Annotated in this window: 15 protein-coding genes; 4 read left to right on the top strand and 11 right to left on the bottom strand. The window is 67.1% G+C overall.

Annotated features, from left to right (window positions below; all coding sequences use genetic code 11):
- Positions 1–48: 48 nt before the first annotated feature.
- The 11 genes from ABZ827_RS19180 to hrcA all read right to left on the bottom strand — a co-directional run bounded on the left by ABZ827_RS19180 (position 49) and on the right by hrcA (position 10,370).
- The gene (locus ABZ827_RS19180; protein WP_357238254.1) at positions 49–408 is read right to left on the bottom strand and encodes a DUF742 domain-containing protein; all 360 of its coding nucleotides are present in this window, start codon (positions 406–408) and stop codon (positions 49–51) included.
- The gene (locus tag ABZ827_RS19175) at positions 405–818 is read right to left on the bottom strand and encodes a roadblock/LC7 domain-containing protein (RefSeq protein ID WP_357238252.1); all 414 of its coding nucleotides are present in this window, start codon (positions 816–818) and stop codon (positions 405–407) included. Before ABZ827_RS19175 ends, ABZ827_RS19180 begins: the two co-directional genes overlap by 4 nt.
- Positions 819–820: 2 nt before the next feature.
- Complete coding sequence (locus ABZ827_RS19170) at positions 821–2,413, bottom strand: ATP-binding protein (protein WP_357238250.1); 1,593 nt, start codon at positions 2,411–2,413, stop codon at positions 821–823.
- Positions 2,414–2,703: 290 nt separating this feature from the next.
- Entirely contained in the window at positions 2,704–3,618 is a 915-nt protein-coding gene (gene era, locus ABZ827_RS19165; RefSeq protein WP_357238248.1) for a GTPase Era, read from the bottom strand.
- Positions 3,611–3,961 carry a cytidine deaminase gene (locus tag ABZ827_RS19160; RefSeq protein ID WP_357238246.1) on the bottom strand — a complete coding sequence of 117 codons (351 nt, stop codon included), beginning with the start codon at positions 3,959–3,961 and terminating at the stop codon, positions 3,611–3,613. Before ABZ827_RS19160 ends, era begins: the two co-directional genes overlap by 8 nt.
- Positions 3,954–5,285, bottom strand: a complete 1,332-nt coding sequence (locus ABZ827_RS19155) for a hemolysin family protein (RefSeq protein WP_357238245.1) — start codon at positions 5,283–5,285, stop codon at positions 3,954–3,956. Before ABZ827_RS19155 ends, ABZ827_RS19160 begins: the two co-directional genes overlap by 8 nt.
- Entirely contained in the window at positions 5,282–5,851 is a 570-nt protein-coding gene (gene ybeY, locus ABZ827_RS19150; RefSeq protein ID WP_357238242.1) for an rRNA maturation RNase YbeY, read from the bottom strand. The genes ABZ827_RS19155 and ybeY overlap by 4 nt, the downstream gene beginning before the upstream one ends.
- Before the next feature lie 125 nt (positions 5,852–5,976).
- The gene (locus ABZ827_RS19145; protein ID WP_357238428.1) at positions 5,977–7,059 is read right to left on the bottom strand and encodes a PhoH family protein; all 1,083 of its coding nucleotides are present in this window, start codon (positions 7,057–7,059) and stop codon (positions 5,977–5,979) included.
- A 191-nt stretch (positions 7,060–7,250) separates the two neighbouring features.
- Positions 7,251–7,991: a 16S rRNA (uracil(1498)-N(3))-methyltransferase gene (locus tag ABZ827_RS19140; protein ID WP_357238240.1), complete on the bottom strand. Its 741-nt coding sequence runs from the start codon at positions 7,989–7,991 to the stop codon at positions 7,251–7,253.
- Positions 7,991–9,151 (bottom strand): molecular chaperone DnaJ, encoded by a 1,161-nt coding sequence (dnaJ, locus tag ABZ827_RS19135; protein ID WP_357238238.1) that lies wholly within the window; start codon positions 9,149–9,151, stop codon positions 7,991–7,993. Before dnaJ ends, ABZ827_RS19140 begins: the two co-directional genes overlap by 1 nt.
- A 187-nt stretch (positions 9,152–9,338) precedes the next feature.
- Positions 9,339–10,370, bottom strand: coding sequence for a heat-inducible transcriptional repressor HrcA (gene hrcA, locus ABZ827_RS19130; protein ID WP_357238237.1), 1,032 nt, complete (start codon positions 10,368–10,370; stop codon positions 9,339–9,341).
- A 195-nt stretch (positions 10,371–10,565) separates the two neighbouring features.
- Here hrcA and ABZ827_RS19125 point away from each other — a divergent pair, with 195 nt between their 5' ends.
- The 4 genes from ABZ827_RS19125 to ABZ827_RS19110 are packed head-to-tail and all read left to right on the top strand — an operon-like array spanning position 10,566 to position 13,187.
- Positions 10,566–11,252 carry a YbaB/EbfC family nucleoid-associated protein gene (locus ABZ827_RS19125; RefSeq protein WP_357238235.1) on the top strand — a complete coding sequence of 229 codons (687 nt, stop codon included), beginning with the start codon at positions 10,566–10,568 and terminating at the stop codon, positions 11,250–11,252.
- A 10-nt stretch (positions 11,253–11,262) separates the two neighbouring features.
- A complete protein-coding gene (locus ABZ827_RS19120) occupies positions 11,263–11,613 on the top strand; it encodes a type VII secretion target (protein WP_357238233.1) in 351 nt (116 codons plus the stop codon).
- Entirely contained in the window at positions 11,613–12,497 is an 885-nt protein-coding gene (locus tag ABZ827_RS19115) for a hypothetical protein (protein ID WP_357238231.1), read from the top strand. The genes ABZ827_RS19120 and ABZ827_RS19115 overlap by 1 nt, the downstream gene beginning before the upstream one ends.
- A 42-nt stretch (positions 12,498–12,539) precedes the next feature.
- The gene (locus ABZ827_RS19110; protein WP_357238229.1) at positions 12,540–13,187 is read left to right on the top strand and encodes a hypothetical protein; all 648 of its coding nucleotides are present in this window, start codon (positions 12,540–12,542) and stop codon (positions 13,185–13,187) included.
- Positions 13,188–13,217 lie beyond the last annotated feature (30 nt).

The raw sequence follows: 13,217 nt of genomic DNA, 5'->3' as shown, positions 1-13,217 counted from the left end.
TGCCGCACCGAACCGGACAGCGGCGCCAGGGCGCGGGTGGGACGGTCGTCATAGGCTACGGAGTCCAACGAGCACCTTCTCGAGCATGTCGATATCGAACGTGTCACCGTAGGGTCCCGCCGCGAGTTCGGGATAGCGGACGGTGACCTTGCCGGTGTGTAGCAGATCCGCGACCAGGACCGTCGCGATACCGAACGGCAGCCGTAGTTCGGCGGCGATCTCCACCACCGCGGTCGGCTCCCGGCACATCGTCAGGATGGCCACATGCTCGCGCTGCATCGCCGGCGTGGGCGCGCATTCGCTGACCACCAGGGTGACCGGATCGAACTCTTCGGTGGTCGGGGCGGCCCGGCCGCCGGTGAGGGTGTAGAAGCGGTCGGGTTCGTCATCGCGGCCGGAACGGTTCACAGCAGTCTCGCTCTACTCCCCCGCGGCGGCGCGGACAGGTATTCCCCGACCTGTTCGATCAGCGCTGCCATCTGCGCGCCGACCAGGCCGGCGTCGGCGTCGTCATCGGCCAGTACCGCGATCTGGGCCCCCGCACCGGCCCCGACGATGAACAGGATCCCGCCGTAGAACTCGGTCATCGACTGACGCACTCCGCCGCGGCCGTCGCCGAACTCCGCCGAGGCGCTGCCTGCTAGTGCCTGCACTCCCGAGGCGATGGCGGCGAGCCGATCGGCCTGATCCATGGACAGCCCCGCGGTATGGCATATCTGGATACCGTCCGCGGCCAGCAGTACCGCGTGCCGGGCGCCGGCGGTTTCGCTCAGTAGCCGCTGTAGCAGCCAATCCAGTTGCGCTGGATCCGATGTCATCGTCATCGATCGTTCTCCCAGTCGGTTGTCATGGAGTGACGCGACGACCGCGCGGCGCCGTTGCCGGGTGGTCGGATCGGTCCGCCGAAAGGCTGGGGATCCTCCTGCGCGCGGCCGGTGACCGCGCGCTGGAACGCCCCCATCGAGGAAGCCGTCGATCGGTGTTTCGCGGTCGTATCCTCCTGAGCGGAACCGTCGAAGGCGTAGGAGCCGGGCTCGGGCTGAGCGGGTAGGCCTTCCGGGTGGGCCGCGGCCAAGGTGCTGCCCCGCCGCCGCTTCGGCAGCACGGTCGTCGTGGTCGCCGCTGTCTCCGCGGCGGCCGGAAATTGCCCCGACGTATGCTCCACGACCTGATGCCGGTCCGAAATATGCTGGGATTGCGCGGGATTCCCGATGCCGTGGTTCGTACCGGTAGCCACCTCGGTGGCCGTGGGTGGGGTCAGGTACCGGGAGCCGGTATCGGAGAGGGCGCCGAACGGGCCGGTGTCGGCGGCGGATCCGGCGACCGGGAGCAGACCGGCCTGCCCCGCGGAACGCCCGGCGGGCAGCGCCGGGGTTTCCGGAGGCTCGACCCGGGCGGTGAGTTCGCGGGGAATCATCACCACTGCCGCGGTGCCGCCGATCGCCGACGGCCGGTAACTGACCGTGAGGCCGTGTTTACGAGCCAGCCGGCCGACGACCGCCAGCCCGAACCGGGTGCCGTTGAGCGAGGACAGCCCCTCGGCAGCTTCGCCTTCCGTGCCGGATACGGTGATCTGCGCCCGGCGCAGCGAGGATTCGCTCATCACCAGCCCACTGTCCTCGACCGTCACGACCACACCCGCGGGGATCTCCGCCGCGTAGATGTGGACCTCGGTGGTGGGCGGCGAGAACCGGCAGGCGTTGTCGACCAGTTCGGACAGGGCGTGGATGACGCCTTCGGCCGCATGCCCGGCGATCGCGATATCGGCGATCGCCCGCATCCGCACCCGCTGATAGCCACCGATACGTCCGATAGAGGCACGCAGAACACGTTCCAGCACAATGGGTTTGGCCCAGCGACGGCCGGTCCGCGCACCACTGAGGATCGCGATACTGTCCGCGAGGCGACCGGCCTGCGCGGTGGCGTGATCCAATTTCAACAGATCGGTGAGCACCGCCTGATCGGCATACCGGTGTTCCAGATCCTGCAGATCGGCCAGCATGCTGGTGGTCATGGCCTGCATCCGGCCGGAGGCGTTCGCGAGCGCCGCAATGGCCGCAGACCGGCGCCGCTCACTTGCCGCCGTCGCCTCCCTCGCCTCGGCGACCGCCTGTTCGGCCACGGCGGCCCGGGCCTCCGCCTGCGCGAGCCGGCCCGCCGTCGCCGCACCGCGACGCTGTTCGACGGCGACCAGACCCCGCACGTACACCGCGGTGGTTACCGCGGTACACGCCGCTACGACGGCGACGGAGATCCAGATGCCCGCGAGCATCCGGTCTTCCGGTCCCACCGAGAGCATGGCACCGCCCACCAGCCCGAAGCCCACCACCAGCGAGATCGTCAAAGTGAGCGCGGGGGCCATCCATTGCCGCCGACCGGCTCGTCCGGACATATCCGCCGGGACCGCTGCCACGGATTCATACATAGGTCGGGTACCCCCGCTCGCGCTTCGTCTCGCCGACTCAACGCCGAGCCCGCATCCGACACCCCATCGTGTCCGTTACCGAATCGTCGGATGAAAAATGGTTTCAGCCTGTTTGATTCGGGTACTGGGGCCGAAGCATATCGGCCTAGTCCAACCAACGCTACCCGAGTAAGCAAAATCTCAGCTAACACCGGTGTTTTTTGGCGCCGCCCCCGGCGTCGCGGGTTCGGGGCCCCCTCGGCGGTTTCGGCCCCCGCGCCGGCGGCGCGCCAAAAGACTCAGAACCCCAGCTTGCCCAACTGTTTGGGGTCGCGCTGCCAGTCCTTGGCGATCTTCACGTGCAGGTGCAGGTAGATACGGCTGCCGAGAATATGTTCGATCTGTTTGCGGGCGTTCGTGCCCACCTCTTTCAGTCGAGCGCCCCCTTTGCCGATGATGATCGCCTTCTGACTCGGCCGCTCCACGTACAGCAGCGCATGCACATCGAGCAATTCGTCGTGGTCTTCGCGCGGCAGGATCTCCTCGATCACCACCGCCAGCGAATGCGGCAACTCATCCCGGACCCCCTCCAGCGCGGCCTCCCGGATGAGCTCCGCCATCAGAGTTTCCTCGGGTTCGTCGGTGAGCTCGCCGTCCGGATAGAACGCCGGTCCCGGCGGCATACGCGAGGCAACCAGATCGACGAGCACCTCGACCTGCTCACCCTTGACAGCCGATACCGGAATCACATCGGCTTCCGGGCCGAGCAATTCGGAGACAGCGAGCAATTGCTTCGCGATCTGCTCCTTGCCCACTTTGTCTATTTTGGTGACCACGCCCAGCAGAGTCGTCTTCGGAGCCATCTGCCGCACCTGCTGCACGATCCAGCGGTCCCCCGGGCCGATCTTCTCGTCCGCCGGAATACACAGCGCGATCACATCCACCTCGGAGTACGTATCGCGCACCAGATCGTTGAGCCGCTGCCCGAGCAGTGTGCGGGGGCGATGCAGGCCCGGAGTGTCGACCAGGATCAGCTGGGCATGTTCGCGGTGGACGATCCCGCGAATGGTGTGCCGGGTGGTCTGCGGGCGCGAACTGGTTATCGCGATCTTCGATCCCACCAGTGCGTTCGTCAGCGTCGATTTACCGGTATTCGGCCGGCCGACGAAACAGACGAAACCGGACCGGAACTCACGTTCGCCGGTATCAGGCATCGGATGCCTCATAACCCTCGGCGATATCGAACACCGCACCCGAGGCATCCGCGAAGATGATCCGCGCACCCGCGGACACCTCGCGTACCGCCGACACCCCCGCATCCGCGAATTTGCCGCCGACCACTACGGCCGCCTCGAAACCCTCCGCGCCGCTGGAGATCGCGGCCGCCACCGCCGACTGCAGGGCCGTGAGCCGCAGCGCCTGCAAACCCACCTCGCCGGCGGCGTAGGTGCGGCCGTCGGTATCGCGGATCGCCGCTCCCGACGACCCGCCCGTACGACCCAGCGCTCCCCGCGCCAGCACCAGCAGCTTGTTGTCCTCGGCGTCCAGCTCACTCATGGCCTGCTCCCTCATCGTTTCGGGCGGACGGGCGTTCCCGATCCGGTCCCGCATCGGTTTCCGTAGTCTGCTCGGGCGCCCGGGCCACCACCACGGTGTGCACCCGGACCCGGCCGCGGGCGTCCGCACCGCCCTCACCGCGTAACTCCAGTCCGTGCGCGACGACTTCCGCGCCCGGCAGCGGCACCCGGCCCAGTTCGTGGGCCAGCAAACCGCCGACGGTGTCCACTTCCTCTTCGTCGATCGGCAGGCCGTACAGCTCACCCAGATCGGCGATCGGAAGTCGTGCCGATACCCGGTAGCGGTCCGTTTCGAGTTCCTCGATCGGCGGGGTCTCGTCGGTGTCGTATTCGTCGGCGATCTCCCCGACGATTTCCTCGAGCACATCCTCGATGGTCACCAGGCCGGCGATCCCGCCGTATTCGTCCACCAGCAGGGCCATATGGTTGCGCCGGCGCTGCATCTCGTCGAGCAGATCGTCGAGCGCTTTGGAGTCGGGCATGAACACCGGTTCGCGCATCACCTCGCGCACCCGGACACTGCGCCCGCGGTCGGCGTAGGGCACCAGATCCTTCAGATACACCACACCGAGGATGTCGTCGACGTTCTCGCCGATCACCGGGATCCGGGAGTGCCCGCTGCGCACGGCCAGCGACATCGCCTGCGCCACCGATTTATCGGCTTCGATCCACACCATCTCGGTGCGCGGCACCATCACCGCCCGGGCCGCGGTATCGCCGAGTTCGAAGACCGACTGGATCATCCGGCGTTCGTCGTCGGCGACGACGCCCCGTTCCCGCGCCATATCGACTACCTCGCGCAATTCGATTTCCGAGGCGAACGGGCCGTTCCGGAAGCCCTTACCCGGTGTGATCGCGTTGCCGAGCAGGATCAGCAACCGGCTCACCGGCCCCAGCAGCGCACCGATGAACTGCAGCGGCAGCCCCGCGGCGAGCGCGATCGAATACGCGTGCTGGCGGCCCAGGGTGCGCGGGCCGACCCCGATCACCACGTAGGAGACCAGCACCATCACCGCCGCGGTGATCAGCAACGCCCAGCCGCTGTCGAGAAACTGGCTCAGGGCGGCGGCGAGCAGCACCGTCGCGGTGATCTCGCACAGGATGCGCAGCAGCACCATGAGATTCACATACCGGGGCCGATCGTCCACGATCCGGCTCAACCGCAGCGCCCCGGGCCGGTCACCACGCGCCATATCCTCGAGCCGTGCCGCCGATAATGTGTTCAACGCCGAATCCACGGCCGCGAAAACCCCGCCCACCGCAGCGAGCAAAACAGCGAACAGTAAGAGGGTGATCTCGTTCACGCGGGCGCGTCACCCGGCCACGATCGGCCCTCTTCCGGCGCCGAGAAACCCGTCTTACCCAGCAGCCGCGCGTCACGTGCGGCCAGCTCGGCCCGCCGTTGCGCGTCGTGCAATTCCTCGTACCACTGTTCGAGCAGCCGGCCCTGCAGGGCGAACATCTCCTTCTCCTCGGCCGGTTCGGCGTGGTCGTAGCCGAGTAGGTGCAGGACACCGTGCACGGTGAGCAGGGCGAGTTCGTGGTCGAGCGCATGTCCGGCCTTGGCCGCCTGGTCCAGCGCGAATTCGGGGCAGAGCACGATATCGCCGAGCATGGACGGGCCGGGTTCCGGACTGTCGGGACGGCCGCCGGGTTCGAGTTCGTCCATCGGGAACGACATCACATCGGTCGGTCCCGGGAGATCCATCCAGCGCATATGCAGGTCCGCCATGGTGTCGAGATCGACCAGCACCATGGACAGTTCGGCGGCCGGGTGCACATCCATCCGGCCGATCACGAACCGGGCGACACCCACCAGGTCTTCCTCGGGCACGTCCATACCCGACTCGTTGGCGATCTCGATACTCACCTGGTCAGCCTAATGGGTACCCCCGGGCCGGGCCCATCCGACGCCCGCGCACGCACCGGAGCGAATGCGGAGGTACAGCGGACGGCCGCGGTACCGGTAGCGCCCGGAACCGGAACAGGTGCCGTTTACCGTCGTGCCGTCCGTCCGGCCGCCCGCCGCTGCGCGCGGTTCCCCGACATATGCGGCGGGCCGACCGGCGGCCGGATCTCGGCCTCGAACTGCTCGTAGGCGTCCACGATCTCCGAGACGAGCCGATGCCGGACCACATCACTGCTGGTGAGCTCGGCGAAATGAATATCGTCGATATCGGTGAGGATCTCGCTGGCCGCCCGCAACCCCGAACGCGCCCCGTGCGGCAGATCCACCTGGGTCACGTCGCCTGTCACCACGATCTTCGACCCGAACCCGAGCCGCGTCAGGAACATTTTCATTTGCTCCGCGGTCGTATTCTGAGCCTCGTCCAAAATAATGAAAGAATCGTTGATGGTTCGACCACGCATATACGCCAGTGGGGCGACTTCGATAACTCCGGCAGACATCAATTTCGGAATGGCTTCCGGGTCCATCATGTCGTGTAGTGCGTCGTAGAGGGGCCGCAGGTAGGGGTCGATCTTCTCGTTGAGGGTGCCCGGCAGGAAGCCCAGGCGCTCGCCGGCCTCGACCGCGGGCCGGGTGAGGATTATGCGATTGACCTGCTTGGTCTGCAAGGCCTGAACCGCTTTTGCCATGGCCAGATAGGTCTTTCCGGTACCCGCCGGGCCGATACCGAAAACGATGGTGTTCTCGTCGATCGCATCGACATAACGCTTCTGGTTCAGCGTTTTCGGACGAATCGTTTTTCCACGGCGGGACAGAATATCCAGGCTCAGCACCTCGGCCGGGGATTCCTCGCTGCCCTCGGTGAGCATGGACACGGTATGCCGGACGGTCTCGGGAGTGATCACCCGGTTACGGCCGGTCAGCGCGACCAGTTGCTCCACGATGCGCTCGGCCAGCGCGACGTCGGCGGCTTTACCGGTGAGGGTGACCAGATTGCCGCGGACATGGATATCGGCGGCCAGTAGTTCCTCCAGCTCACGGAGGTTCTCGTCGGCCGAGCCGAGAAAAGGGAACACCGACTCGGGCGCGAGTTCGATACTGGAACGGACAGTGCGTGCCGCGGGCCCGGAGGCGCCGTTCTCGGCCGCGGAGGAATTCTGATCGCCGATATCGCCTTGTGATCGCACGTAGTGGCTATGGCCTGCTTTCCGGTCTCGACAGGCGCGGTGAAGCGCGCTGTTTGCTCTGCTCGCGAACGCTTTCGCTGCCCCGAGTCTAACTCCCGGCCCCGACAGGTCCCAGTGGAATTACGGCGGCCCCTACCCCGGTGACCGGGTCATACCGCGAATTCACTCGGTCGTCACCAGCGCGCGGTGAGCGCACCGAGTGCGCCGAGCGCCACCGCGGCCGCCGTGGAGGTGCGCAGAACCGTGGGTCCGAGCCGCACCACATCGGCCCCGGCGGCGGCCAGCGCCGTCAGCTCGGCATCGTCGAGGCCGCCCTCCGGCCCGACGATCAGGGTGACGGCGGGAGCCGCCGGCCACGGTAGCCCGGTGAAGCTTCCCGTACCCGATTCGTGGAGCGCGGCCACGACGGCACCCTGGGCTTTCGCCGCGCGCACGGCCTCGACCACATCGGGTGTGCGGTGCAGGGCGGTCACCTCGGGAATATAGGCCCGGCGCGACTGCCTGGCCGCGCCCTTGGCCGCGACTCGCCATTTCGCCACACCCTTATCGGCTTTCGCCTCCCAGTTCGAGACGCAGCGGGCGGCCTGCCACGGCACGATCACATCCGCGCCGGCCTCGGTCATCAACTCCACCGCCAGTTCCGAACGCTCGGATTTCGGCAACGCCTGGACCACCGTCACAGCCGGCGACGCCGGCTCGGCGCGCCGCCGGTCACGGACCAGGAGCTCGAGCTGATGTTTCTGCGCGGCAACAACTTCCGTCTCCGCCAGCAGACCGCGGCCGTCCGAGAGACTGATCGCCTCCCCGACCCGGGTCCGGCGTACCGTCGCCGCGTGCCGGCCCTCGGGGCCGTCCAATACCGCGACGGCGCCCGGTTCCGGGATCTCGTCCAGATAGAAGACGGTCGGGGCCATCAGCGTCCGCTGAACGACGCCCGCAACCGGGCGAACAGGCCGCTGTTGTGCTCGGACTGCGCCGACATCACCTCGGCCTTGTCCTTCGTCCGCAGACCCTTGTACTTGCGCAGCAGATCGGTCTGCTTACTGTCCAGCCTGGTGGGCACGACGATATCGAGATGCGCCATCAGATCACCCCGTGCGCTGGTGCGCAGCCGGGGCATCCCGTGCCCGCGCAGGACCGAGATCTCGCCGGGCTGGGTCCCGGGAGAGATGGTGAGCTCCGTGGGGCCGTCCATGATGGTGTCGATCACCACGGTGGTGCCGAGGGCGGCGTCCACCATGGGTACCCGGACCGTGCAGTGCAGATCGTCGCCGTCGCGGACGAAAACATCGTGCGGCTGTTCCACGATCTCGACGTACAGGTCACCGGCGTGACCACCACCCGGGCCGACCTCGCCCTGGGCGGCCAGCCGGACCCGCATCCCGTTGGCCACGCCGGCCGGGATCGGCGCCGCGATCTCGCGGCGGGCGCGGACCCGCCCGTCACCGCCGCATTTGTGGCAGGGATCGGGGATGGTCTCACCCGCACCGCGGCAGGTCGGGCAGGGCCGGGAAGTGAGCACCTGACCGAGGAACGAGCGCTGCACCGACTGGACCTCACCGGCACCGCCACAGGTCTCGCAGCGCACCGGTTTGGAATTGCCGTTGGTGCCCGCGCCCTGGCAGATATCGCAGAGGATGGCGGTATCGACGGTGAGATGTTTGGTCACCCCGACCGCGCATTCGGCCAGACTCAGCCGCGTCCGCACCAGCGAATCGGCACCGGGCTGTACTCGGCCCCGGGCTTTACGCGCGCCACCACCGGGGCCGCCGCTCATCCCGCCGAAGAATGCCTCGAACACATCCCCGAGCCCGCCGAATCCGGCGGCGCCGCTGAAACCACCCGCGCCGCCACCGGCCTCGAGCGGATCGCCACCCATATCGACGATGCGGCGTTTCTCCGGGTCCGTCAGCACCTCGTACGCGGCGGAGACCTCTTTGAACCGGGCCTGCGCGGCCTCGTCGGGGTTCACGTCGGGATGCAGTTCGCGAGCCAGTTTCCGGTACGCGCGTTTGAGCTCTTGGTCGGAGGCGTCCTTGCCGACACCGAGCAGTCCGTAGTAATCCCGTGCCACTTGAGTTCTCTTAGTTCCTTGGTCGCTGTCCACGGCTCCGGCCTCGCACGGCCGGCCGCGTGACTCCTGATGGATGTAGCCGCCCGCCCATGATCTAAGCCGGGTCGACTCAACTTTAACGGGCCGAAGCCCCGAGCCTAACAGTGAGGTGTTTTCGGCGCGCTGGCGCGCGCGGGGTGGCGCGGTATCACCGCTCGGCGAGGACCTCGCCGATATACCGGGCGACAGCTGCCACCGAGGCGATAGTGCCCGGATAGTCCATCCGGGTGGGGCCGAGGACTCCCATACCCCCGAGGACCGCGCCCGCGGAACCGTAGCCGGTGGTGACCACCGAGGTCTCGCGCATCTCCGCGACCTGGGTCTCCTCCCCGATCCGCACCGTCACCATCCCGGGCTGCTGAGCGGCGGCCAGTAGTTTGAGAACCACGACCTGCTCCTCGAGAGCCTCGAGGACGGTGCGCAGCGAGCCGTGCAGGCCGAAATCGCCCGCATTGCGGGTGAGATTGGCCGTACCGCCCAGCACCAGGCGCTCCTCGGGGTGTTCCACCAGCGTTTCCACCAGCACCGTCGATACCTTCACCAGCACGTCACGCAGCTGCGGTGGCGCCTGCTCGGGGAGTTCGGCGACCGAGGCGGAGGCGGCGGCCAGCCGTTTGCCGTCCATCGCCGCACCCAGCATGCCGCGCAGCGCGGCGAGGTCCTCGTCGTCGACAAGTGTGCCGAGGTCCACGAGGCGCTGGTCGACCCGGCCGGTATCGGTGATCACGACCAGCAGCAGACGCGCGGGGTTGAGGGCCACCACCTCCAGATGGCGGACCGTCGACGCGGAGACCGTCGGGTACTGGACGACCGCGACCTGACGGGTGAGCTGGGCCAGCAGCCGGACCCCGCGCCGCAGTACATCGTCGAGGTCCACCCCTGATTCCAGGAACTGCATGATGGCCTTGCGTTCGGCCGCCGACAGCGGTTTCACCTCCGCGATGCGGTCCACGAACTGGCGATAGCCTTTGTCGGTGGGGATACGCCCGGAGCTCGTATGTGGCTGGGCGATATATCCCTCGGCCTCCAGTACCGCCATATCGTTGCGGACGGTAGCACTGGAAACGCCCAGGTTGTGCCGGTCCACCAGGGTTTTCGACCCGATGGGCTCCTTGGTGGCGACGTAGTCGGCGACAATCGCCCGCAGGACCTCGAAACGCCGATCCTCGGTGCTCGACATCGACCCACCTCCTCGCTCTGCTGTGCGCCGTCGTTGCCGGCCGGCGGCGCACCGGCTTGCTCCGAACCCGGCTCGACACCCGGGTTCGTCTCCCAGTCTAAGTCCGCAGGCCCCGGCCTTCCGGGTGCAGATGCCCGAGGGGCCGTGCTACCGTCCCGGAACAGCAGCAGAATCCAGCGCACAGGGGGGATTTCGGTGTTCGACGACCCGTCGGCAGCCGCGGCAGATCTGGCCGGATGGGCCGAGCAGATGCAGCACAAGGCCCAGCGGTTCCAGGTGCTCCAGGGCCGGTTGGCGCAACTCTCGGTGACCGAGACGTCCGCCGACAACAGCGTCCGGGTCACGATCGACAGCAACGGGGTGCCGACCGATATCCGGTTCACCGATGGTATCCGGCGCAAGAACCCGGCCGCGCTGTCCGCCGAGGTGATGTCCTGCCTGTCCCGTGCCCGCGGCACCCTGGTCGGCCAGGTGACCGCGACGGTCCACGACGTGGTCGGCGACGATCCGATCGGCGCGAACATCATCGAGCAGTTCGGCGGGCGCCTCGCCGACTCCGCGCCCGCCCCGGGCGGAGTACCGGCTCCGGCTTCTGCGGATCGTCGGGCACCGGAGCCTTCCTGGTCCCAGCCGGACCGCGCGGCACCGATATGGTCCGAGCAGCCACAACCGGAGCCGAGGTGGAACGAACCGGCACCGAGCCGGCCCGAGCCCCCGCAGCCACCACCCACGCCACCCCAACCGCGACCGTCCGCACCCCCACCGCCGTCCGCGCCGACCTGGAACACGGCTCCGCCACCGCCGGCGACCCCGGCATCGCTCGTCCCGGACGTCGAGGACGAAGAAGGCGAGTACTACCGGAACAAGTCCTGGCTGGTGTGAGGTACCGACGATGCCGAATGAAGCACCTGCCCCACTGAATGTCGATCCGGAGAGCCTGCGAAAGCACGCGACCAGCATTCAGCAGTTGATGACGCGCACCACCGCCGCGCTCGAAGCTGCGAGTTATATCGCCGCCGCCGACGATGCCTACGGCGCCATCCCACGGCCTGTCGTCGACTGGCTGCTCTCCGACAATCATTCCTCGACCGTCGAGGTGATCAGGAAACTGGCCGAGAAAGTCGCTGAGGTTCCCGGCAAGCTCAACGCCGACGCCGATTCGTTCGAAGGCGCGGACGGTGCGCTGTCGCAAACCCTCGAGGGACTGCAGACCGCGATCGAGAATTCGAAGGGGGTTCAATAATGGCCACCGAAATCGGCCAGTGGCTCAATGAAAATCACCCCGGGTTCAACGATGAAGAGCCGCCCGAGGGAAATGAACTCATCGAGGACGGTACGAATTACCGCGAGGAGTACTTTCAGGAAGACGCTATCGTCTACTCGAATATCGGCCTCGCGGGCGAGGACGGGCCGTGGGGTGTCCTGGAAGGCACGATCGCGTTCGATGCTTGGAAAGTCGTCTCGGACTTCAACAAGGACGCGTACTTCGACGCCGCGATCGGCGCCTTGGGAACGGTCACGACCGGTATCGAAGCGTTCGTCGACCCGTTCGCCTTCGTCGGGAGCCAGATCGCCGGGTGGATGCTCGAACACGTCGAACCGGCGCGCAAAACCCTCGACTCACTCATGGGAAATCCGGATATGGTCGAGGCCTATGCGAAAACTTGGGGAAATATCTCCAAAGAGCTGACCTCGGTCGGTTCCGACTGGAAGACCGCTGTCGACAAGGAGATCGCCACCTGGTCGGGAGAGACCGCGGTCGCCTACCGCAATTTCGCGACCACATTGATCGACCAGATCAATGCGGCGGGCGGCGCGGCCGCCACCCTGGCGAGCATCATGGACAAAGCCGCGAAAATCGTGGACGCGGTACGGAGCATGGTGCAGAGCATCCTGACGGCGCTCGCCGGCGCACTCGTCAGTTGGACCATCGAGCTGGCCGTGACGTGCGGCGGGGCCGCACCGGTTGTCGCGGCTCAGGCGACCACCCGGATCGCGACAACTATGGCCAAGCTCTCCCTGCTGGTATCGAAAATGGTCAAGGTGCTCTTGGACGTAGGTCCTTATAAAGAGGCGCTCGCCGCAATTCTCAACACTCTGCTCGCGCCCGAAGAGGCACCGGCGTAGCGAACGGCCGGATTCCGCCGACGACCCGTATACAGGATGAGCATGCGCAATCCAGCAGACCAGCACCGGACCCCGATGGTTCCCCCGTCGACACAGCACGCGGCGCCGGCCGGCCCCGGGATGCCGGTACCCCGCCCGGTTACTCCCGGACAGCCGTACCAGGGCACAATGCTGCCACCCGATTTCGTCCTGCCCTATGGCGCGACGCCGGAATCCCCGATGCCGATATACGTACCGGAGCCCGGCGAGACCGGAATCCTCGTCGACGCGGACTTCTACCGGTGGACGCTGGTGCCGTACGCATATCGTTTTTGCCGGCCGCGCATCGCCGTGAACGGACAGCGAGTTCCGGATACCGCATGGGGGACGAACTTCGTACCGGTCGCGCCGGGGCTCCACCATATTCGGGTCAGCACCGTGCCGAACTGGGTGGCAGCGTGGAATGTCATACCGACAGGGGCTCCTCGGCAGGAACTCGGATTCGCCGACGCCATGATCCCGGTGCAGCACGGGCACCGGACCCGAACCTGCTACCAGGCATCCATGTATCGACTACACCCGGGAGCACTGGGCCCGGAGCCGCAGAAGTATTTCCCAGGCCACCGATACAACCTGGTGTTCAAATGGGTCGTCGGTGCGCTGGCTGTGCTTATCGCGTCGCTGTGCGTGTACTCCGCCGTCTTCGGGTGACGCCGTCTCTCACGCACTGGTCGACAGCGG

This window comes from Nocardia sp. NPDC019395 (genome assembly GCF_040632335.1).
GTDB lineage: Bacteria > Actinomycetota > Actinomycetes > Mycobacteriales > Mycobacteriaceae > Nocardia.
This window is presented reverse-complemented; position numbering and strand designations above follow the sequence as displayed.